Source organism: Rhodospirillum sp. A1_3_36, assembly GCF_047263945.1.
In the GTDB taxonomy this organism is placed as follows: Bacteria; Pseudomonadota; Alphaproteobacteria; order Rhodospirillales; family Rhodospirillaceae; genus Rhodospirillum.
In genome coordinates, this window is the sequence record NZ_JBLAVB010000001.1 from 183,736 (window position 1) to 205,416 (window position 21,681).

Below are 21,681 nucleotides of genomic sequence, written 5' to 3' on the forward strand. Positions count from 1 at the left end.
GGGATCTGGCTGATGCCCGGTCCCGCGCCATTCTTGCTCGTGGAGGGTTCCAATGCGGGACATTATGGTGAAGGTGGCGCGGATCATGAAAATGCTCTCTCGCGTTGCTCTGTGGATATCAGTTGGCGGGCTTTTTTTCATGACCGCCGCCATCGCCGCCCAGGTTTTTTTCCGATACGTCCTGAACGACAGCTTGGTTTGGTCTGAACCGGCCGCAGTCATGACCATGGGCTGGTTCATCTTCCTGGGAGCTGCCGTGGGCATTCGCGAGGGCTACCACTTGTCCTTCGATGTCCTGCTTTACTTCCTGAACGACAGATACAAGCCGGTTCTCTACACCATATCGGATGCTGTGGTCGTTTTCTTCGGCGGATGCATGATGTGGTTTGGCTGGTCCCTTGCGGCCAAGACTGCGGGAAACAAGCTGCCGTCCCTGGGCATTTCCGGGGCCTTTGACTTCATTCCCCTGATTGGCGGTGGCGCTTTGCTTGCCGTCTTCGCCATCGAACGGATTGCCCGACGCGCCGCAGGCCTGCCCACGGCCCGGTTTGGCGAAACGGAACTGGAGGACTAAAGCCATGGAACTCTGGATCCTTTTCGGGACGTTCTCGTTCCTGCTGCTCATCGGCACACCCGTTGCCTTCTGCTTGGGGATGTCCAGCCTCGCGACGGTTCTTTATCTGGGGCTGCCGCCGGTGATCGTGTTTCAGCGGCTGAATTCCGGCGTATCGGTCTTTGCCCTGATGGCGATCCCCTTTTTCATCTTCGCAGGTGAATTGATGGTCCGCGGCGATATCGCCCGCCGTCTGGTGGCGCTGGCCGGATCTTTGGTCGGGCACTTCCGGGGCGGTTTGGGGCAGGTGAATATCACTGCCTCTCTGTTGTTCGGCGGCATTTCCGGATCCGCTGCGGCCGATGCCTCGGCCATTGGCGGGTTGATGATCCCGCAAATGAAGGAGCGGGGGTATGATGTCGACTATGGGGTGAACATTACCGTGATCTCGGCCATCATCGCCCTGATGATTCCGCCCTCCCACAACATGATCATCTATTCCATCGCGGCGGGCGGGAAGATCTCCATCGCAGATCTGTTCACGGCGGGAATCCTGCCGGGAATCATCCTGGCGATTGCCCTGATGTCGGCTGCCTGGTACGTGGCCAAAAAGCGGAATTATCCCATTGAGACTTTCAAGGGATGGGGGAACGTCCGTCGTCTGGCGATCGGCGCCATTCCCGGGATCATGTTGATCGGGATCATTTTCGGTGGTGTCCGGTCCGGTGTGTTTACCGCCTCGGAAAGCTCCTGTATCGCGGCTGTCTATGCCCTGCTGGTGACGACGCTGGCCTACAAGACGTTGAATTTGGACGGCTTCATTGCTGCGGGGATGGCTGCGGTGCGGACCACGGCCATGGTGTTGATGGTCATCGGCTGCGCGGCGTCCTTCGGTTGGCTCCTGGCGTTCCTGAAGGTGCCTGCGGAACTGGTCGCCTTCATGCGGCATATTTCTGACAACCCCTATGTGATCCTGATCCTGATCAACGTTGTTCTGTTGATCCTGGGTACTTTTATGGACATGTCGCCCCTGATCGTGATCACGACACCGATCTTCCTGCCTGTAGCCGAGGCCTTTGGCATCGATCCAGTGCATTTCGGGGTGATTCTGATCCTGAATCTGGGCATTGGCCTGTGCACACCGCCGGTGGGAGCAGTTCTGTTTGTCGGTTGCGCGGTGGGCAAAATCACCGTTTGGCAGACCGTTCGGACCATCGGTCCCTTCTATCTGGCGGCTTTCGCCACCTTGATGCTGGTGACCTATATCCCGGCCCTGTCCCTTGCTGTCCCAGCCTTGTTCCACTGACCTTGTTCCACCGACCCTGGCCCAATGGAAATGGCCCAATGGAAATGGAGTGCCCAATGCCCTCATCTTACCCTGTCGTTTCGACCGATCCCGGTGTCACCCGTCAGGTCCTCAGCCAAAGGGAGGAACTGATGGTCGTCGCCTTCGACTTCCAGAAAGACGCCGTGGGGGCATTGCACCGGCACCCACACGTCCAATCCACCTTTGTCCAGTCCGGGCGGTTCCTGTTCACGGTCGATGGGGAAACCCTGGAGCTCGGCCCCGGTGACAGTCTCGTTATGCCCCCCAGTGGAGAACATGGCTGTACCTGCCTGGAGGCCGGGACTCTGATCGATACCTTCACGCCCAGGCGTGACGATTTCCTTTGAAAGGGGATGACATGTTGAACGTCCAAACCCGCTATGCCGTTCACGCTGACCACGCCCGTGGCATGGATACCGAGGCCCTCCGGGAGAATTTCCTGGCCACGGACCTGTTCATCGAAGGGCAGATCAATCTGCTCTACACCCACTATGAGCGGTTTGTTTTGGGCGGCGCTGTCCCCGCCGGTGGTCGTCTGGTTCTGGACCATGTGGAGCAGGCGGGAACGCCTTGCTTCCTGGATCGCCGGGAAATGGGCATCGTCAATATCGGTGACACGGGAACCGTGGCTGCGGGCGGTGAAACATGGACCCTGGAGAAAGGCGATGTCTTGTACCTGGGCAAGGGCGCCGGTGCGGTGACCCTGGGTGGGCAGGGGCGATTTTACATCACTTCCTGTCCGGCCCATGCCACCTTCCCCAACCGTCTGCTGCGCAAGGCCGATTGCAAGGAAGTCAAGTTGGGCTCGGTGGAGACATCCAACAAGCGGACCATCTATCAGGCCATCCATCCCCAGGTGATGGAAAGCTGTCAGTTGGTTCTGGGGTACACTTCGCTGGAGGACGGATCCGTCTGGAACACCATGCCGGCCCATACCCACGACCGGCGGATCGAGATGTACCTCTATTTCAACCTGTCCCCCGAGGGGCGCGTGGTCCATTTGATGGGCGAACCCAAGCAAACCCGTCACCTGATGGTTGCCAATGAGGAGGCCACCCTGTCGCCGCCCTGGTCCCTGCACAGCGGTGCAGGAACAGAGAGCTACACTTTCGTCTGGGCCATGGCTGGCGACAATGTTGACTACACGGATATGGACTTTGTGCAGCCGGGCGATTTGCGATGAGCGGCTTGTTTGATCTGAGTGGTCGGCTGGCCTTGGTCACTGGTGCCAATACGGGCATCGGCCAAGCCTGCGCTGTCTCCCTGGCGAGCCAGGGGGCCGAGGTGGTCTGCGCCGGTCGTCGGAGCTGTGAGGAAACCGTGGCGCAGATCCAGGCCACTGGCGGTAAGGCCCGCTCGCTGACCCTGGACTTCGCCGACCCCATGGCGGCCAACGACCTCTTCAAGGATGCGGGTTATACGATCCTGGTGAACAATGCGGGCATTATCCGCCGCAATGAGAGCGTGGACTTTACCGAAGAGGATTGGGACGCGGTCCTGAATGTCAATCTGAAGGCGGTTTTCTTCACCACCCAGGCCTTTGCCCGGGAGGTGATGGCCTGCGGGAGCCAGGGCGCGGTGGTCAATATCGCCTCGCTCCTGAGCTTCCAAGGGGGGATTCGGGTGCCGTCTTACACCGCCTCCAAACATGGGGTGGCGGGCATCACCAAGACGCTGGCCAACGAATGGGCCGCCAAGGGTGTCAACGTCAACGCCATCGCACCCGGCTATATCGTGACCAACAATACCGAGGCCCTCCGCGCCGATGCCAAACGCCATGACGCCATTCTGAGCCGGATCCCCGCGGGCAGATGGGGCGAGGCGGAGGATATCGGTGGGGCCGTGGCCTTCCTGTGTTCACCCGCAGCCCGCTACGTGCATGGAGCGGTGCTCAACGTCGATGGGGGCTGGCTTGCCAACTGATTTGAACCCGAACATGAAACCGGTCCCGCCCCGCCTGACCCGCTCTCCGGGCCAGCGACCGGGCGTGGCTATCGTCCATTTGGGGTTGGGGGCCTTTTTCCGGGCCCATGGCGCCCTGTACATCGCCGAGGCCATGACCGCCTCCGGCGGGGATTGGGGGATCGTTGGGGTCTCCCTGAAGTCCCCCTCGACCCGGGACAAACTGGCTCCCCAAGATTTCGCCTATACGGCCTTGGAGTTGGCCCCTGAGGGGGCCCATGTCCAAACCGTCGAGGTTATTCAGGACGTCCTGGTGGCTCCGGAGGATCCCCATCGGGTGCTTGCGCGCATGGCCGATCCGGAGACGCGGATTGTGACACTGACGGTGACAGAGAAAGGGTATTGCCACGAACCGGCCACCGGTCGCTTGAACATGGCGCACCCGGACATCGTTCATGACCTGGCCGATGTCCCGCCGATGTCCGCTCCGGGCTTCCTTGTTCGCGCGCTTCAGGCCCGGCGGGCCGCCGGGTTGCGCCCCTTCACCGTGCTGACTTGCGATAATCTGCCCGAAAACGGGCGCTTGGTACGCGGACTGGTCCTGGACATGGCCCGGGCCATCGACCCGGCCCTGGCCGAGTGGATCGCTGTGGAAGGTCGCTTCCCCAGCACCATGGTGGACCGTATTGTTCCGGCCACCAAGCCCGAAGACATCGAGACCGTCACCCGGTTGACCGGCAGGCTGGACGCCGCACCGGTGGTGCACGAGCCCTTCCGGCAATGGGTGGTGGAAGATGATTTCGTCGACGGAATCCGACCGGACCTGGAGGCCTCTGGTGCCACCCTGGTGGGACATGTCCTCCCCTATGAACATATGAAGCTGCGGTGCCTGAACGGGACCCATTCCTCATTGGCCTATTTGGGCTATCTGGCAGGCTACGAAACCATCGCTGATACCGTGGCCGATCCGCTCCTTGCCCGTTATGTCAAACGGCTCTGGGCGGAGGAGATCCTGCCGGTCCTGACACCACCACCCGGGGAGGATTTGGCGGCTTATGTCGATGCCCTGTTCCTTCGCTACGCCAACCCCGGGATCCGCCACCGCACCTGGCAGATCGCCATGGATGGCAGCCAGAAACTGCCCCAGCGGATCCTTGGCACCCTGCGCGAGAACCTTGCGGCTGGGCGGGCCACGCCGGGTTTGAACCTGGCCGTGGCGGGGTGGATGCGGTACGTCGGCGGTGTGGACGAGAAAGGCCAGGAGATTGATGTCAAGGATCCCTTGGCCAGCCAATTACGCGAGCTGTCCGATGGTGCAGAGGGAACCGATAAGGCCAAGGCCCTGCTTGGTGTCCGGACCATCTTCCCCGCAGATTTGGCCGATGCCATGGAGGCCGGTGTTGTGGCTGCCTATGAGCGCCTTTTGACCCTGGGAGTCAGAGGTGCCTTGGAAGAATTAGAGGGGTCCTGAGCCCTGTAACACGTTAAGACGCGTCCCGCGTTGTGGAGACTATACCATGAAAGAAAGCTGGCGCTGGTACGGCGACCTTGACCGCATTACCCTGCCGGAAGTGGCCCAGACCGGGGCGTCCGGCATCGTCACAGCCCTTCACGAAATCCCCTATGGTGAGGTGTGGGAACGGTCGGTTATTGCCGAGCGAAACCAGCGGATCAAAGGGGCCGGATTCGACTGGGTGATGGTGGAAAGCCTGCCTGTTCACGAAAACATCAAACGGGGTGAAGGCGATCTGGAACGCCTTTACGCCAACTACCGTCAATCCATGGCCAATCTGGCCGCCGAGGGCGTGAAAACCATCTGCTATAATTTCATGCCGCTGATCGATTGGACCCGCACGGATTTGACCGCCCCTGTGGCCCGAGGCGGCGCCTGTCTGCGGTTTGACGCACCGCGCATGGCTGCCTTTGAAATCCACATGCTGGACCGCAAAGCGGCCCTTGATGACTATCCCGAGGCCGTCATTGAACAGGCCGGGGCGTGGTATAAGGCCTCCACGGAACAAGATCGGGCGGATCTGCTGCACGCCATCATGTCGGGATTACCCGGGGCCTATGACCGCTATGACGTGGAGGGGTTAAAGACTGCCCTGAAGACCTATGAGGGTATCGATCGGGCCGAGATCCGGGCGAACTTCAAGCGCTTCCTAGAAGCCATCGTTCCCACGGCCGAGGAATTGGGGATGCGGCTTTGCGTCCATCCGGACGATCCTCCCCGGGATATCCTGGGGCTGCCCCGGGTGGTGTCGTCTGAGGAGGATATCGCCTGGGTCATGGATGCGGTGGAGGCACGGTCCAATGGGCTGACGCTTTGTGCAGGATCCCTGGGCGCGGGCATCCATAACGACATCCCCCATATCGCCGAGCGCTTTTCCGATCGGATCCACTTCGCCCATCTGCGCAACGTGCGGCACGATCCGGACCAGTCTGGCAGCTTCGAAGAAGCCGATCACCTGGGCGGCGGGACAGATATGGTTGCGCTGATCTCCGTCCTGTTGGGTGAGGAAGCCCGCCGCCGCGAGGAAGGCCGAGAGGACGCGGAAATACCCTTCCGCCCTGACCATGGCCACGACCTGCTCAGTGACCGGGAGCGGGGCGCCCATCCCGGCTATGCCCTCATCGGTCGCATGAAGGGCCTTGCCGAGCTCCGCGGTGTCATTGCCGGTCTGAGTTGGCGGGCGGCGAAAGCATAGGTGCTCCGCAATCAGGTTGGGCCAGGTCTTGGCCCAACTTGGCCTCGAAGACAGGCTCGGGAGCGCTCGCTCTCTTTTTGGTTGTGCCGATAGGGGGCAGATCGAAACGGGTTATGCCTCCCGGTGCAGCGTATCGATCCGTTCGTGAATCATGGTCAGCAGGGTTTGGGCTGCCGGCGTGGGTTTGATGTCCCGGGAGTGGATCAGGGAATAGGGCGTGACCCGCATGTCCTCGGCCAAGGGGAGGGTAACGATACCCATCCCCATGCCCATTCCCTCACGGTCGGCGTAGAACCGGGCTGCGGCTCGGGCCAGGGCGCCAATCCCGTTCGAACTGGCGATCAGGGCCAGGGTCAGCAGAATCGAGGAGGTGCCGAGGACCCGGTCGGGCAGACTGTGCCCCTTGCCTAACAGGTAGGATTCCACGGTGGTCCGCAACAGGCCACCCTGGGGTTGCAGAATCCAGTCATAGCCGACACAGTCCTCCACCGTGGGATTGGCCTTTCGCGTGAGCGGATGGCTTTCCCGGACCACCAGACTCAAGGGCTCCTCGCCAATGGTATGGGTGATGAAGGGGCGGGGATCCATATCTGCCGGCAGGCGACCGATGTAGAAGTCCACGTCCCCCGCCAGAAGGTTCGTAACCAGTTTGTCCGATAGGTCAACGGTCACATTGACGCGGATGTTGGGGTGGGTCACGCGGGCCTGTCGGATCACCGGCAGGACGATTTCCAAGGCCGGACCCGTCACCGAGCCGATATTCACGGTCCCCCGCGTCCCCTGATCCAGTTCCGAGATCTCCCGGTCGGTTTGATCCAGATCCCTCAGAAGGCGTCGGGCCCGCTCCGCCAGGGTCTGTCCCATGATCGTGAAGCGGATCCCTCGGGGATGACGCTCGTAGAGGGGAACGCCCACGATGGTTTCGGCCTCCGCAAGAAGGCGAGAGGCCGTGGGCTGGGTCATGTTCAACCGGGCCGCCGCCGCGCTGACCTGATGGGTTTCCAGAAGTTCCGCCAGGATCCGCAAGTGGCGAAACTTCATGCCGCGTCCGATCAAACGATCCTTTCGCGCCCCCCGATCCAGGTCGATGTCCATGGTGTCTCTCCCTTTGTGTGCCGATAATGATATTTCAAAAATGGTATATCAAAAATGATTTTGTCGATTTGACTGGAATATCCAATCCTCATACCAATGGTCCCACAGGCCGTTGTCCGGTTGGCTGTTCCACCGGACGGAACGGGAACAAATGAAATGGTCGTTCCACTGGAGTCCGAACAACCGGGACCAGCGCCAAAGAACGGACCGATGGGAGGAAAACATGACGGGATTGAAGAGGGTCGCCCTGGCGGCTGGAGTGTCCGTGCTCGCCTTGGGGGCAGCTGGTTTGGCCCAGGCCGGTGAGGGGTATGTGGGGATCTCCATGCCCACCAAATCCTCCGCCCGGTGGATTTCGGACGGCAACTCGATGGTCAAGCAGTTTGAGGAAGCCGGGTACAAGACCGACCTGCAGTACGCCGAAGACGATATCCCCAACCAGCTCGCCCAAATCGAGAACATGGTGACCAAGGGCGTCAATGTGCTGGTGATCGCCGCCATTGACGGAACCACCCTCTCCAATGCCCTGGCCAATGCCGATGCGGCGGGCATCAAGGTGATTGCCTATGACCGTTTGATCCGCGACACCGAGCATGTGAACTATTACGCCACCTTTGATAACTTCAAGGTGGGTGTCCAGCAGGCCACCAATCTGGTCAATGGGCTGAAGGAACGGTTTCCCGACCAGAAGCCCTGGAACGTGGAGCTGTTTGGCGGCTCTCCCGACGACAACAACGCCTATTTCTTCTACAACGGCGCAATGTCCGTCCTCGATCCACTGATCAAGGACGGCTCGGTGGTGATCCCCTCGGGTCAGATGGGCATGGATACGGTCGGGACCCTGCGCTGGGACGGTGCCGTGGCCCAGGCCCGCATGGACAACCTGCTGTCCGCCAACTACACCGATAAGAAGATCAACGGGGTTCTGTCTCCCTATGACGGCCTGTCCATCGGGATCATCTCCTCGTTGAAGGGGATCGGCTATGGCTCCGGCGACATGGCCATGCCCATTGTCACCGGCCAGGACGCGGAAATTCCCTCGGTCAAGGCGATCCTGCGGGGCGACCAGTATTCCACTATCTTCAAGGATACCCGGGAGTTGGCCCGCGTGACCGTGGGTATGGTTGATGCCGTCATGGGCGGTGGTGAGCCCGAGATCAACGACACCTCCACCTACAACAACGGCAAGAAGGTTGTTCCCTCCTACCTTCTGGAGCCCGTTCCCGTGACCATAGGCAATTGGGAATCCGTCCTGATCGATAGCGGCTACTACAAGAAGTCGGACATCGAATAAACGGATTGGGGCCTCCGGTGTCGGGCAGGGTTCGTCCTGTCCGGCACGCAGGAGACTCCTGTAAGGAGAAACGGATGGACGCCATCCTGGAGATGCGCGGCATCACCAAGGAATTTCCTGGTGTGAAGGCGCTCGACGACGTCAACATCGCTGTGCTGCGTGGAGAAATTCGAGCGCTGGTGGGCGAGAACGGGGCGGGCAAGTCGACCCTGATGAAGGTGCTCAGCGGGGTCTATCCCGCAGGCTCCTATGAGGGGGAGATCCTCTATGAGGGTCGGCCCATGGCCTTCAAGGGGATCGCCGACAGCGAGGCTTTGGGCATCATCATCATTCACCAGGAATTGGCGCTGGTGCCCGAATTGTCCATCGCCGAGAACATTTTCCTGGGCAACGAGATCGCCCGGCGGGGTGTCATCGACTGGCCGGAAACCAAACGCCGGACGGTGAGCCTGCTGGAAAAAGTAGGGCTGTGTGAAAACCCGGACACCAAGGTCGACGATTTGGGGTTGGGCAAGCAGCAATTGGTGGAAATCGCCAAGGCCCTGTCCAAGGAGGTCAAGCTCCTGATCCTGGACGAGCCGACTTCTTCCCTCAACGAACGGGACAGCGACGCCCTTCTGGATTTGTTGATCGACCTGCGGGACCGCGAGGGCCTGACGGCCATCATGATCTCCCACAAGCTGAATGAAGTCTCCAAGGTTGCCGATAGCCTCACCGTCTTGCGCGACGGCATGACCGTGGCCAGCCGCGATATGTCCGATACCTCCTATGGGGAGGGGGAGATCATCCGCGACATGGTGGGGCGATCCATGTCCGACCGCTATCCGCCCCGGACTCCGCGTATCGGAGAAACGGTGATGGAGGTCCGCAATTGGCAGGTCCACCATCCCGCCCACGTGGGACGGTTGATGGTAAAGGACGTGAATTTTCACCTGCACCGGGGCGAGGTCCTGGGGATCGCCGGTCTGATGGGAGCGGGACGGACGGAACTGGCCATGAGCCTGTTCGGTCGCAGCTACGGGCAGGGTATTTCCGGCGAGGTCCGGATCCACGGACGCCATGCGGACCTGACGACCATCCCCCGGGCCATCAAGGCCGGGCTGGCCTATGTCACCGAGGACCGCAAGGGACTGGGGCTGGTGTTGGACGAGACCATCCGTCGGAACGTTCCCTTGGCCAATTTGAAGGCGGTGGCCAATGGTGGGGTCGTGGACGACCGCCGGGAAGCCGCCGTGGCGGAGGACTATCGGACGCGGGTCAACATCAAATGCTCCTCCATCGAGCAGGAGGCCGTCAATCTGTCCGGTGGCAACCAGCAGAAAGTCGTCCTGTCCAAATGGCTCTTTGCCGATCCGGAAATCCTGATCCTGGACGAACCCACCCGCGGCATCGACGTGGGCGCCAAATTCGAGATTTACACCATCATCGCCGAGCTGGCCGCCCAGGGGAAATCGATCATCGTGATTTCCTCAGAAATGCCCGAGCTGCTTGGCATCACCGACCGTCTGTACGTCATGAACGAAGGGCGCTTCGTGGGGGAACTCCCCACCGCCGAAGCCACCCAAGAAAAGATCATGGCCATGATCGTTAATTCCGGAGAGTAAGTTATGGACCTGTCGGAAACCTCGCGACGCGGCCCCGACCCGGCCCCCAAAAGCACCACGACGGCCTATTTGCGCAAGCACATGCGGGAATACGGGATCCTGCTGGCGCTGATTGTTATCATGGTGTTTTTCCAGGTCGCAACAGACGGCATTCTGTTGAAGCCGGTGAACCTGACCAATCTGATTTTGCAGAACAGCTATATCGTCATCATGGCGGTGGGCATGTTGCTGGTGATTGTGTCGGGGAATATCGACCTGTCGGTGGGCTCGGTTCTGGGCTTCGTCGGCGCCCTCGCTGCCGTGATGATCGTCCATTGGCATGTGCCCTACCTTTTGGCGGGGGTCATTTGTCTGGCTGTCGGCGCGGTGATCGGGATGGCTCAAGGGTTCTGGGTGGCCTTCTACAAAATCCCGTCTTTCATCGTGACCCTGGCGGGGATGCTGGTCTTCAAGGGGCTGACCCTGTGGTTGCTGGAAGGCCAGTCCGTCGGCCCCTTTCCGGCGAACTTCCAGCTCATCGCCTCGGGCTTTGTTCCGGATCTCTTTGGGTCGGGGCGTTTCAATGTTCTCTCCCTGGTGGTCGGTGTGGTCGTGGCTGCGGGGATTCTGGCCCTGGCCGCAAGAAGCCGTCTGGACCAAGCCCGGACCGGTTTGGTGGAAGAGCCGTTTCCCTTTTTCGTGGGTAAATACGCCCTGATCTCCATCGCCCTCGTCTATATGAGCTACCTGCTGGCCACCTTCCGTGGCTTGCCCAATGTGTTCATCGTCATGGCCCTGCTGATCGCGATCTATTCCTTCATCGCCAATCGCACGACCATCGGGCGGCGCATCTACGCCATCGGCGGCAATGAAAAGGCCGCCAAGCTGTCGGGCATTCCCGCAGAGAAGTTGGTTTTTCTGACCTTCGCCAATATGGGCATGCTTGCCGCGCTGGCGGGGCTGGTCTTTGCCGCCCGCCTTAATACGGCCACCCCCAAGGCGGGCGTCTCCTTCGAATTGGATGTCATCGCCGCAGTGTTCATCGGCGGGGCCTCCATGTCCGGTGGCGTGGGGACCGTCGTTGGGGCGATCGTTGGCGCCTTCATCATGGGGGTAATGAACAACGGGATGTCTATCCTCGGTATCGGGATCGACTGGCAGCAGGTCATCAAGGGGTTGGTGCTGTTGGCTGCGGTGGTCTTCGACGTCTACAACAAAAAGAAAGGCTGAGGCCATGTTGCTTTCCCAGATCCTGCGCGCCGATGGCACCCAAGCGGTGGTGGTGCGCGATGGTACCGAGGCCCATGAGGTCGCCGGCTTCGACAGCACCTATGCCTTGGCCATGCATTGCCTCGAGCAAGGCCGGACCCTGGCCGAGACCCTGGGGCAGACCACGCCTGGACGGGCGGTCGACCTGGAGCTGGCCTACCGCGAGGGCCGGATTCTGCCGCCGCTCACCCATCCTGATCCGGCCCATCTGTTCGTAACCGGTACCGGCCTGACCCACCTGGGCTCGGCGTCGACCCGGAACAGCATGCATGGTGGGACCGAGGACGAGTCCACCATGACGGACTCCATGAAGATGTTCCGGATGGGGTTGGAGGGGGGCAAACCCGCCGACGGGGCGGTGGGCGTCCAGCCGGAGTGGTTTTACAAGGGCAACGGTGACATCGTGACCGCTCCAGGGGCGGATTTGCTGTCCCCCTCCTTCGCGCTTGATGGGGGCGAGGAACCGGAGATCGCGGGCCTATACGTGATTGGTCCTGACGGAACCCCCTGGCGTCTGGGCTTCGCTGTGGCCAACGAGTTTTCCGATCATGTGACGGAGCGGATGAACTACCTGTTCCTGGCCCATTCCAAGCTGCGGCGTTGCGCCTTCGGGCCGGAACTGCGGGTGGGGCCGCTGCCGGAGGATATCGAGGGGCGCTCTCGCGTGCTGCGGGGGGAGGAGGTGCTGTTCGACGCGCCCTTCCTGTCGGGCGAGGCGAATATGTCCCATACCTTCGCCAATCTGGAGCACCACCACTTCAAATATGACCTCTTTCGCAAGCCGGGGGATGTGCATGTGCATATGTTCGGCACCGCCACCCTGTCCTTCGCCAAAGGCGTGAAGGCCCAGGAAGGGGATGTCTTCGAACTGGAGCTGCCTGGTTTTGGCTTGCCCCTGCGCAACCGACTGTCCATCGCGCCCGACGCGGTGGCCGGTGGTGGTGCGGTGCGCGTGAACACCCTCTGATCGGGAAAGGAAACGGACTCATGGCTTTCAAAAAAGCACCGTGGCCGCGCCGCTTGCGCTCCCAGGAGTGGTACGGCGGGACCAGCCGGGACAACATCTACCATCGGGGATGGATGCGGAATCAGGGCTTACCTTACGATCTTTTCGATGGGCGGCCGGTGATCGGCATCTGTAATACCTGGTCGGAACTGACCCCCTGCAACGCCCATCTGCGGGACTTGGCCGAGCGGGTCAAGCGCGGGGTCTACGAGGCCGGTGGTTTGCCCGTGGAGTTCCCGGTTTTCTCTGCGGCAGAAAGCAGCCTGCGGCCCACGGCCATGCTCTATCGCAATTTGGCGGCCATGGATGTGGAGGAGGCCCTACGCGCCCAACCCATCGACGGCGTGGTGCTGATGGTGGGCTGTGACAAGACGACCCCCTCCCTGCTTATGGGTGCTTGCAGCGTCGATCTTCCGGCGATCATGGTCAGCGGCGGACCCATGCTGAACGGTTGGTTCCGGGGGGAACGCGTGGGCTCGGGAACGGCGCTTTGGCAGATGTCCGAGGATGTGAAGGCGGGCAAGCTGACCCAGGAGGACTTTCTGGAGGCCGAACAGGCCATGTCCCGCAGTGCCGGATCCTGCAACACCATGGGCACGGCCAGTTCCATGGCCAGCATGGTTGAGGCCCTGGGCATGGCGCTGTCGGGCAATGCCGCCATTCCTGCGGTGGACGCCCGCCGCCGGGTGATGGCCCATCTGACCGGGCGGCGCATCGTCGATATGGTCAAGGACGACCTCAAGCCTTCGGATATCCTGACCCGCGAAGCCTTTGAAAACGCCATCCGTGTCAACGGAGCCATCGGCGGCTCCACCAATGCGGTGGTGCATTTGCTGGCCATCGCCGGGCGGGTCGGCATTGATCTGACCTTGGACGATTGGGATCGCCTGGGCCGGGACATCCCCACCATCGTGAACCTGATGCCCTCGGGCAAGTATTTGATGGAGGAGTTCTTCTACGCCGGGGGACTGCCCGTGGTAATCAAGCACCTCTGCGAGACTGGAAAGCTCCACAAGGACGCCCTGACGGTCTCCGGCCAGGGTGTTTGGGACGAGGTCAAGGAGGCCCGGAACTGGAACGAGGATGTGATCCTGCCGGTGGAAAAGGCCCTGACCTCCCAAGGCGGCATTGCTGTGTTGCGCGGCAATCTGGCGCCCAAAGGGGCGGTGCTCAAGCCCTCTGCGGCGAGCCCGCATTTGATGAAACACCGGGGGCGGGCCGTGGTCTTCGAGGACATCGACGACTACAAGGCCAAGATCAATGACGAGTCCCTGGACATCGACGAGAGCTGCGTCATGGTCCTGAAAAACTGCGGTCCCCGCGGCTATCCGGGCATGTCGGAGGTGGGCAATATGGGCCTGCCGCCCAAGGTCCTGCGCAAGGGGATCACGGATATGGTGCGCATCTCCGACGCGCGCATGTCGGGGACCGCCTATGGCACGGTGGTCTTGCATACCTCGCCGGAAGCGGCGGTTGGCGGCCCGTTGGCCATTGTCCGGGACGGGGACATGATCGAGCTCGACGTGGAGGCCCGGCGGATCCATCTGGATGTGCCCGAGGACGAAATCGCCCAGCGTCTCGCCGCCTGGACCTGCCCCATCACCCCCCCCAAAGGGGGCTATGCTCAGCTGTTCCACGACCATGTGATGGGCGCGGATACGGGTGTGGATTTTGATTTTCTCCGCGGATGTCGCGGAAAGGAGGTGCCCCGTGACAGTCATTAATATCGCCCTGGTGGGCTTCGGCAAGATCGCCAAGGACCAGCATGTGCCTTCCATCGGGAAGTCAGAGGCTTTCCACCTGGCCGCGACGGTCAGTCGCCATGGCACCATGGAGGGGGTTCCGGCCCATAGGGATTTGGCATCGCTGATTGCTGATCAGCCTGAGGTTACAGCGGTAGCCCTGTGCACACCGCCCCAGGTGCGCTACGCCCTGGCGCGGGAGGCCCTGGAGGCCGGGCTGGATGTGTTGCTGGAGAAGCCGCCCGGAGCCACCCTGGCGGAGGTGGAAGACCTGATCGCCCTGGCCCGGGACCGGGGACGGGTGCTCTTCGCCACTTGGCATTCGCGTTTTGCTGCGGGCGTGCCCGCCACCAAGGCCTGGCTTGCCGAACGGGAGATCCAGCGCGGCTCCATTACCTGGCGGGAGGATGTGCGCCGGTGGCATCCGGGGCAGACCTGGATTTGGCAGGCGGGGGGACTGGGTGTTTTTGATCCGGGGATCAATGCCCTCTCCATTCTGACGGAAATCCTGCCCCAGTCGGCCCATTTGACCGGGGCGGATTTGGAGTTTCCCTCGAATCAGGAGACGCCCATCGCCGCCCGTCTGTCCTTCCTCTCGGGTGGTGCGCCGATTGAGGTTGATTTCGATTTCCGCCAGGAAGGACCGCAAACCTGGGCCATGAACTTCGAAACCAACGATGGGGTGTTGACCCTGGCCGACGGTGGGGCCACGGTCTCGGCGGCTGGGCAGTCCCTTTCCGAAGGGGATGCCCTTGCTTCCGAATATGATGGGATCTATGCCCGCTTTGCCCGTCTGCTGGCGGGCAGGGAAAGTGAGGTTGACCTCTCTCCGCTGATCCATGTGGCCGATGCCTTCATGTTGGGCCGCCGCCTGATCACGGATCCCTTCGTCGAATGAACTGCAGACCCCAGATAAAGGACCGATCACCGTGACTCAATCCGCGTTCAAGCCCCAGGGAAAACATCTGATCGACGGCCAATGGGTGGCCAGCGACCGGACGTTCACGTCGGAGCCAACGGAGGGCGAGGCCCATTCCGTCTTCATCGGTGGCGCGATCGAGGTCGATCAGGCTGCCGCCGCTGCAGAACGGGCCTTTGAAACCTATGGCGCCACCAGCCGGGAGGCACGAGCCCTCTTCCTGGAAGCCATTGCCGACGCCATCGAGGCCCGGGGCCCGGCCATCACTGCCATTGGCACCCGGGAAACGGGCCTCCCCGCTGCTCGGCTGGAGGGAGAGCGGGGTCGGACCACGGGCCAGCTTCGCCTGTTCGCCAAGCATATCCGCGCCGGGGACTATTTGGATCGTCGCCATGACGCGGCCTTGCCGGATCGGGCGCCCCTGCCGCGTCCCGAACTGATCATGGTTCAGCGTCCCCTGGGGCCTGTGGCCGTCTTCGGCGCCTCGAACTTCCCCCTGGCCTTTTCTACGGCGGGCGGGGACACGGCCTCGGCCCTTGCCGCAGGTTGCCCGGTTATCGTCAAGGGGCATCCGGCCCATCCCGGCACCGGGGAGATCATCGCCGAGGCCATCCTGGATGCCATTCACATCCGTGAACTGGATCCCGGTGTCTTCTCTCTGATCCAAGGCAATACCAATGCCCTGGGAACGGAGCTGGTCACCCATTCGACCATCCGGGCCGTTGGCTTCACGGGGTCTTTGGGTGGAGGACGGGCGTTGTTCGACCTCTGCGCCACCCGGGCCGAACCGATTCCGTTCTTCGGGGAGTTGGGAGCCATCAATCCGGTGTTCCTGCTTCCCAAGGCGCTGGCTGCCCGGGGAGAGGCGATCGCCAAGGGATGGGCCGCCTCACTGACCATGGGCGCGGGCCAGTTCTGTACCAATCCGGGCGTGGTCGTGGCCCTTGACGGCCCGGATGCAGACGCCTTTGTCGCCACTGCGAAGGAGGCCCTGTCCGCCGTGGGCGGGCAAACCACCCTGACCAGTGGTATCTGCGCTGCCTTTGACCGGGGACGGGATCGCATCGCCGCGACCCCGGGTGTGACGACCCATGTGCTTGGCGAAGGGGCAGACCGACTGGCCGCGCCCGCCTTCTTCGAAGTGACCGGCGACGTTTGGTTCGCCCATGCGGATCTGGCCGAGGAGGTCTTTGGTCCCTCGGGCATTCTGGTGCGGGTGAAGACCGAAGCAGAAATGCTGCGTCTGGCCCGCTCCCTGGCGGGGCAACTGACCTGCACCCTGCAGATGGAGGAGGGGGACGCCGCCCAGGCAGCAACCCTGATGCCCATTCTGGAGCGCAAGGCAGGGCGGGTTCTCGCCAATGGCTTCCCCACGGGCGTGGAAGTGGCCGACGCCATGGTTCACGGTGGTCCCTATCCGGCCAGCACAAACTTTGGCGCCACTTCTGTGGGCACTTTGGCCATCCGGCGCTTCCTGCGGCCTGTCTGCTATCAGAACCTGCCGCTGGATCTCTTGCCTCCGGATGCGCGGGCATAAGTTTAGGGAGACGATCATGGTCATGGCCGCTCAGGTATACGATCTGCGGGCCTGCCAGTTGGGGGAGGGTCCCCTCTGGCACCCCATTCGCAGTGAGTTGTTTTGGTTCGACATTCTGGGCGGCCAGCTCCTCTCCCGTAGCGTTGAGGGGAGCCTCCTCTCCTGGACCTTCCCGGAGACGGTTTCCGCTGCGGGATGGGTGGACGAAGACCACCTTCTCATCGCTTCGGAGGTGGGCCTGTTCACCTTCGACCTTCGGGATGGGACGCAGACCGCCCTGGTGGGGTTGGAGGAAGCCAACCCCAAGACCCGCTCGAACGATGGACGGGCCGATCCCTGGGGCGGGTTCTGGATCGGCACCATGGGCAAGAAGGCCGAGCCGGAGGCGGGCGCCCTTTACCGGTGGTACAAAGGCCGCCTGGTCCGTCTACGGGATCGCATGGGCATCCCCAATGCCCTCTGTTTCGCTCCGGACCGGTCCGTGGCCTATTACGCCGATACCCAAGAAGACAGGATCTACCGTCAACCCCTGGACGGGGAGGGCTGGCCCATGGGCGCACCTGATGTCTTTTTGGACCTGGGCGCCGAAGGGGTCCATCCGGACGGTGCCGTGGTGGATGCCGAGGGCTGTCTGTGGAACGCCCAATGGGGGGCGGGTCGGGTGGCCCGCTATTCTCCGGAGGGCCAGTTCCTCGAGGCGCTGTCCCTTCCTGCTCTGTTGACCACCTGTCCGGCCTTCGGTGGGCCAGATTTGCAGACTCTCTATGTGACCAGTGCCGCTAAGGGGGATGCCAAAAAAGGCGCGGGATGCACGTGGGTTGTGGAGGGGGTCTCCGTGCCGGGTTTGGCCGAGCCCCCTGTCCGTCTGGGTGAGGGGGAATGATGAACCGCTTTGGAACGCTTCCCACCGGCGAATTTGTGGAACGGGTCGAGATCTGCGCCCATGGCTTGACCGCCCGCTTTCTGACTCTGGGGGCCATTCTGCAGGATTTGCGCCTGGAGGGAGTCTCCCATCCTCTGACCCTGGGGTTTGAGCGGCTGGAGGATTATCTGCTCCATCCGGACCTGTATTTCGGGGCCATGGTGGGGCGGTATGCCAATCGCATCGGCGGGGCGCGGGCTGCTGTCGGAGGGCAGGTGGTTGCTCTCGACGCTAATTTTCGCGGGCGCCACCTGCTGCATGGCGGGGCCGAGGGATCGTCCCGCAGGATGTGGCGTATTCTGTCCCTGGCGGAGGACAGGGTCACCTTCGGTGACCGCCTTCCCGATGGTCACATGGGCTTTCCGGGCAACCTGGATGTTCAGGTGACCTTTCAGATCACCTCTGATTCCATCATGGGGGAGGCAATCCCACCAAGCCCAAGGCTTCATATCCATGTTCGGGCTGAGACCGACGGGGAGACCCTCTGCAACTTCGCCCATCACTCCTATTTCAATCTGTCGGGGCGGCCGTCGATTGCCGGGCATCGTCTGCGGATTGCGGCAGACAGCTACCTTCCGGTGGACAGGGACCTGATCCCGACGGGGGAGCGGCGGGCGGTGGAGGGGACACCCTTCGATTTGCGCGGAGGCTTGACCTTGACTTCGGAGGGGCGGGCCCAGGGGTTTGACCACAATTTTTGCTTGTCGGGTGGTCGCTGCCCCATTCGGCCCGTGGCTTGGCTTGAGGCGCCGGACGATGATCCCGCGATGGTCGTCGAAACGACGGAACCGGGCCTGCAATTCTATGACGGGGCCATGATCGCGGCGACGGCCTTAGGGTTGGAGGGACGGTCTCTCGGTGCCCATGCGGGATTGGCGCTGGAGCCTCAGCTTTGGCCAGACGCGCCCAATCACCCAGCCTTTCCCTCGGCCCTTCTGCGGCCCGGTGAGGTCTATGAACAGCATACGGCCCTGGTTCTGTCTCGCCGGGGTCCGACTGAGGGGCCTCTGTGAGAGCCCCTGGAGTGCTCCAAGATCCACCCTAATAAAGACCGAGCCCGGAGTTTGGAGCGTCATCCTTAAACAAAGCACTCGTGCACTATTCGCTTAAAAATACTGCCCCAAAAGAATGGGCGGTTCCACAGGGAGATCATGACCATGACGTTTAAAAAACTGTTGTTGGCGACCGTGTTGGCCTCGGGTGTGGCGATGCCCGCCCTGGCTGCGGATATGACCGTCGGCTTTTCGCAGATCGGGTCGGAATCCGGTTGGCGCGCCGCTGAGACGTCCGTGTCCAAGGCGGAGGCGGAGAAGCGCGGCATCACCTTGAAGATCGCCGATGCCCAGCAGAAGCAGGAAAACCAGATCAAGGCGATCCGGTCTTTCATTGCCCAGGGGGTGGACGCCATTTTCCTGGCCCCGGTGGTGGCCACGGGTTGGGAGGCGGTGCTGGAAGAGGCAAAGGACGCCGAGATTCCTGTGATCCTTCTTGACCGGGATATCGAAACCAAAGATCCCTCTCTTTACCTGACGGCGGTGACTTCGGACAGTGTCCATGAAGGGGAAGTCGCTGGGAAATGGCTGGTCGACACCGTCGCGGGCAAGAGCTGCGATGTTGTCGAGCTTCAAGGGACCGTCGGTGCGTCTGTGGCCACCAACCGGAAGGAGGGCTTCGAGAAGGGCATCGCCGGGGCGGACAACGTGAAGATCATCCGCAGCCAGACCGGTGAGTTCACCCGGGCCAAAGGCAAGGAAGTGATGGAAAGCTTCATCAAGGCCGAAAACGGGGGCAAGGGGATTTGCGCGCTCTATGCCCATAATGATGACATGGCCCTGGGCGCCATTCAGGCTATCAAGGAGGCAGGCCTGAAGCCGGGCCAGGATATCCTTGTGGTTTCCATCGATTCCGTTCCCGACATCTTCAAGGCCATCGCCGATGGCGAAGCCAATGCCACGGTGGAATTGACCCCGAACATGGCTGGTCCGGCCTTCGATGCTCTGGTGGCCTATAAGGATGGGACCGAACCGCCCAAGTGGATCCAGACGGAATCCAAGCTGTATACCAAGGACAGCAACCCAATGGCCGAGTACGAAGCGCGCAAATCTCTCGGATATTAATCTGGGGAAGCCGGGAGCGGGGGGACTCTCCCCCCTTCCGGTGCCTTCGTGATGGGATCGCGGGAAGGAGGCGACCATGAACCACGCGTCAGCGCGCGGGCCGGAGCTGTTGCGCATTTGCGGGCTGTCCAAGACGTTTCCCGGAGGTTTCCGGGCTCTGAAATCCGTGGACGTGACCCTGCGCGCCGGGGAAGTTCACGCCCTGCTGGGGGAGAACGGCGCTGGAAAGTCCACCCTGATCAAAACGGTGACCGGCATCACGCCCCGGGACGAGGGCGAGGTTCGGTTGGAAGGCGAGGATATCCATCCCCGGTCCGGTAGCGAGGCTTTGGCCGTCGGCATCGCCACCGTTTATCAGGAAGTCGCTCTGCTGCCCAATCTGACGGTGGCAGAGAATCTCTTCCTTGGCCGCCAACCCACTCGCTTTGGTCTGGTGCGTGACGGCGAGATGCGCCGCCGCTCCCGCGATCTGCTGGAGGGGTTTGGCCTGTCGATCGATGTTGGCGCCCCCCTGGGCGACTATTCTGTGGCGGTTCAACATATCATTGCCATTGCCCGGGCCGTCGACATGTCGGCCAAGGTCCTGATCCTCGACGAGCCCACTGCCAGCCTGGACACCCGGGAGGTGGAGGTGCTGTTCGGCGTGATGCGCCAATTGAGGGACAAGGGCATGGCGATCCTGTTCGTCACCCATTTCCTTGATCAGGTTTACGAGATCTGTGATCGCCTGACCGTCCTGCGGAACGGGCGTCTGGTTGGCGAGCGGATTGTGGCGGGGCTGCCCCGCATGGAACTGGTCGGCATGATGCTGGGCCGGGAGCTGGAAACCGTGGAAACCGACCGGGTGCGCGGACTGCAGGGAGAGGAGGAACAAGATGCCTCCGAACCCCTGGTGCGGGCCCTTGGCCTGGGAAAGACAGGGTCGGTGGAGCCCTTCGACCTGACCCTGCGGCGGGGGGAGGTGCTTGGCCTGTCGGGGCTCTTGGGGTCGGGACGAACGGAGACGGCGCGGCTGATCTTCGGCGTGGACCGGCCCGATACGGGGGCGTTGCAGGTTGAGGGCAAGCCCACGCGGATCCAGGGGCCCCGGGATGCCCTGCGTCTGGGCTTCGGCTTCTGCCCGGAGGAACGCAAGACCGAAGGCATCGTTGCCGACCTGTCAGTGCGGGAGAACATCATCCTTGCCTTGCAGGCCCGGGCCGGGTGGTTGCGCCCCCTGTCCCGGAAACGCCAGGAGGAGATCGCCGATCATTTCATAAAGACCCTCGATATCCGGCCCGCCGATCCGGACAAGCCCATCGGCCTGCTGTCCGGCGGCAATCAGCAAAAGGCCATCCTGGCCCGCTGGCTGGCCACGGAACCCCGAGTGCTGATCCTGGACGAACCGACCCGGGGCATCGATGTGGGCGCCCACGCGGAGATCATTCGCGTGATCCGCAAGCTCTGCGAGGATGGTTTGGCCTTGCTGGTCATTTCTTCGGAAGTGGAGGAAATCGTCTCCTATTCCGACCGGGTGACCGTCCTGCGCGAGCGTCGGCATGTGGACCATTTGACCGGTGATGCGGTTACCGAGCAACGGGTGCTGGCCTCTATCGCATCGAACTGACGGCCCGGTTTTTTAGAACAATGAATTCCAAGGACGGGGGAGGAAAGCGTGTCCATCGCCTTACCAAGGAAAGGGAGTGCCCAAATCGGTGCGCTCGTCCT

The 21,681-nt window shown here is 62.1% G+C and carries 19 protein-coding genes; 18 read left to right on the forward strand and 1 reads right to left on the reverse strand.

From position 1 onward, the window contains the following. The first annotated feature begins 52 nt into the window (after window positions 1–52). The 7 genes from ACLIRY_RS00770 to uxuA are packed head-to-tail and all read left to right on the forward strand — an operon-like array spanning window position 53 to window position 6,490. Entirely contained in the window at window positions 53–574 is a 522-nt protein-coding gene (locus ACLIRY_RS00770; RefSeq protein WP_413203432.1) for a TRAP transporter small permease, read from the forward strand. Window positions 575–578: 4 nt separating this feature from the next. Beyond that, window positions 579–1,859, forward strand: coding sequence for a TRAP transporter large permease (locus ACLIRY_RS00775; RefSeq protein ID WP_413203433.1), 1,281 nt, complete (start codon window positions 579–581; stop codon window positions 1,857–1,859). Between the two features lie 56 nt (window positions 1,860–1,915). Continuing rightward, window positions 1,916–2,227: a cupin domain-containing protein gene (locus tag ACLIRY_RS00780; RefSeq protein ID WP_413203434.1), complete on the forward strand. Its 312-nt coding sequence runs from the start codon at window positions 1,916–1,918 to the stop codon at window positions 2,225–2,227. 11 nt (window positions 2,228–2,238) lie between these two features. After that, window positions 2,239–3,063: a 5-dehydro-4-deoxy-D-glucuronate isomerase gene (gene kduI, locus ACLIRY_RS00785; protein WP_413203435.1), complete on the forward strand. Its 825-nt coding sequence runs from the start codon at window positions 2,239–2,241 to the stop codon at window positions 3,061–3,063. Further along, window positions 3,060–3,803 carry a 2-dehydro-3-deoxy-D-gluconate 5-dehydrogenase KduD gene (gene kduD, locus ACLIRY_RS00790; RefSeq protein WP_413203436.1) on the forward strand — a complete coding sequence of 248 codons (744 nt, stop codon included), beginning with the start codon at window positions 3,060–3,062 and terminating at the stop codon, window positions 3,801–3,803. Before kduI ends, kduD begins: the two co-directional genes overlap by 4 nt. Before the next feature lie 13 nt (window positions 3,804–3,816). Beyond that, the gene (locus ACLIRY_RS00795; protein WP_413203437.1) at window positions 3,817–5,253 is read left to right on the forward strand and encodes a mannitol dehydrogenase family protein; all 1,437 of its coding nucleotides are present in this window, start codon (window positions 3,817–3,819) and stop codon (window positions 5,251–5,253) included. Window positions 5,254–5,299: 46 nt separating this feature from the next. Further along, window positions 5,300–6,490, forward strand: a complete 1,191-nt coding sequence (gene uxuA / locus ACLIRY_RS00800) for a mannonate dehydratase (protein ID WP_413203438.1) — start codon at window positions 5,300–5,302, stop codon at window positions 6,488–6,490. 111 nt (window positions 6,491–6,601) lie between these two features. Here the strand turns inward: uxuA and ACLIRY_RS00805 are convergent, their stop codons facing one another. Continuing rightward, window positions 6,602–7,585: a LysR family transcriptional regulator gene (locus ACLIRY_RS00805; protein WP_413203439.1), complete on the reverse strand. Its 984-nt coding sequence runs from the start codon at window positions 7,583–7,585 to the stop codon at window positions 6,602–6,604. A gap of 223 nt (window positions 7,586–7,808) precedes the next feature. Between ACLIRY_RS00805 and chvE the strand changes: the two genes are divergently transcribed. From chvE to ACLIRY_RS00860, 11 genes are all read left to right on the forward strand, one after another. Then, window positions 7,809–8,879, forward strand: coding sequence for a multiple monosaccharide ABC transporter substrate-binding protein (gene chvE / locus ACLIRY_RS00810; protein WP_413203440.1), 1,071 nt, complete (start codon window positions 7,809–7,811; stop codon window positions 8,877–8,879). Between the two features lie 74 nt (window positions 8,880–8,953). Beyond that, window positions 8,954–10,483, forward strand: a complete 1,530-nt coding sequence (mmsA, locus tag ACLIRY_RS00815) for a multiple monosaccharide ABC transporter ATP-binding protein (protein ID WP_413203441.1) — start codon at window positions 8,954–8,956, stop codon at window positions 10,481–10,483. Window positions 10,484–10,486: 3 nt separating this feature from the next. Continuing rightward, window positions 10,487–11,692 (forward strand): multiple monosaccharide ABC transporter permease, encoded by a 1,206-nt coding sequence (gene mmsB, locus ACLIRY_RS00820; RefSeq protein ID WP_413203442.1) that lies wholly within the window; start codon window positions 10,487–10,489, stop codon window positions 11,690–11,692. Window positions 11,693–11,696: 4 nt separating this feature from the next. Continuing rightward, window positions 11,697–12,698, forward strand: a complete 1,002-nt coding sequence (gene araD1 / locus ACLIRY_RS00825) for an AraD1 family protein (RefSeq protein ID WP_413203443.1) — start codon at window positions 11,697–11,699, stop codon at window positions 12,696–12,698. 20 nt (window positions 12,699–12,718) lie between these two features. Then, window positions 12,719–14,461, forward strand: a complete 1,743-nt coding sequence (gene araD, locus ACLIRY_RS00830) for an L-arabinonate dehydratase (protein WP_413203444.1) — start codon at window positions 12,719–12,721, stop codon at window positions 14,459–14,461. After that, window positions 14,448–15,377 (forward strand): Gfo/Idh/MocA family protein, encoded by a 930-nt coding sequence (locus ACLIRY_RS00835; protein WP_413203445.1) that lies wholly within the window; start codon window positions 14,448–14,450, stop codon window positions 15,375–15,377. The genes araD and ACLIRY_RS00835 overlap by 14 nt, the downstream gene beginning before the upstream one ends. Window positions 15,378–15,408: 31 nt before the next feature. Beyond that, complete coding sequence (locus tag ACLIRY_RS00840) at window positions 15,409–16,935, forward strand: aldehyde dehydrogenase (NADP(+)) (protein ID WP_413203446.1); 1,527 nt, start codon at window positions 15,409–15,411, stop codon at window positions 16,933–16,935. 16 nt (window positions 16,936–16,951) lie between these two features. Continuing rightward, complete coding sequence (locus tag ACLIRY_RS00845) at window positions 16,952–17,818, forward strand: SMP-30/gluconolactonase/LRE family protein (RefSeq protein WP_413203447.1); 867 nt, start codon at window positions 16,952–16,954, stop codon at window positions 17,816–17,818. Beyond that, window positions 17,815–18,870, forward strand: a complete 1,056-nt coding sequence (locus ACLIRY_RS00850) for an aldose epimerase family protein (RefSeq protein ID WP_413203448.1) — start codon at window positions 17,815–17,817, stop codon at window positions 18,868–18,870. The genes ACLIRY_RS00845 and ACLIRY_RS00850 overlap by 4 nt, the downstream gene beginning before the upstream one ends. A 144-nt stretch (window positions 18,871–19,014) precedes the next feature. Continuing rightward, the gene (gene ytfQ, locus ACLIRY_RS00855) at window positions 19,015–19,974 is read left to right on the forward strand and encodes a galactofuranose ABC transporter, galactofuranose-binding protein YtfQ (protein WP_413203449.1); all 960 of its coding nucleotides are present in this window, start codon (window positions 19,015–19,017) and stop codon (window positions 19,972–19,974) included. Window positions 19,975–20,050: 76 nt separating this feature from the next. Beyond that, window positions 20,051–21,580 (forward strand): sugar ABC transporter ATP-binding protein, encoded by a 1,530-nt coding sequence (locus ACLIRY_RS00860; RefSeq protein ID WP_413203450.1) that lies wholly within the window; start codon window positions 20,051–20,053, stop codon window positions 21,578–21,580. The last annotated feature ends 101 nt before the right edge of the window (window positions 21,581–21,681 follow it).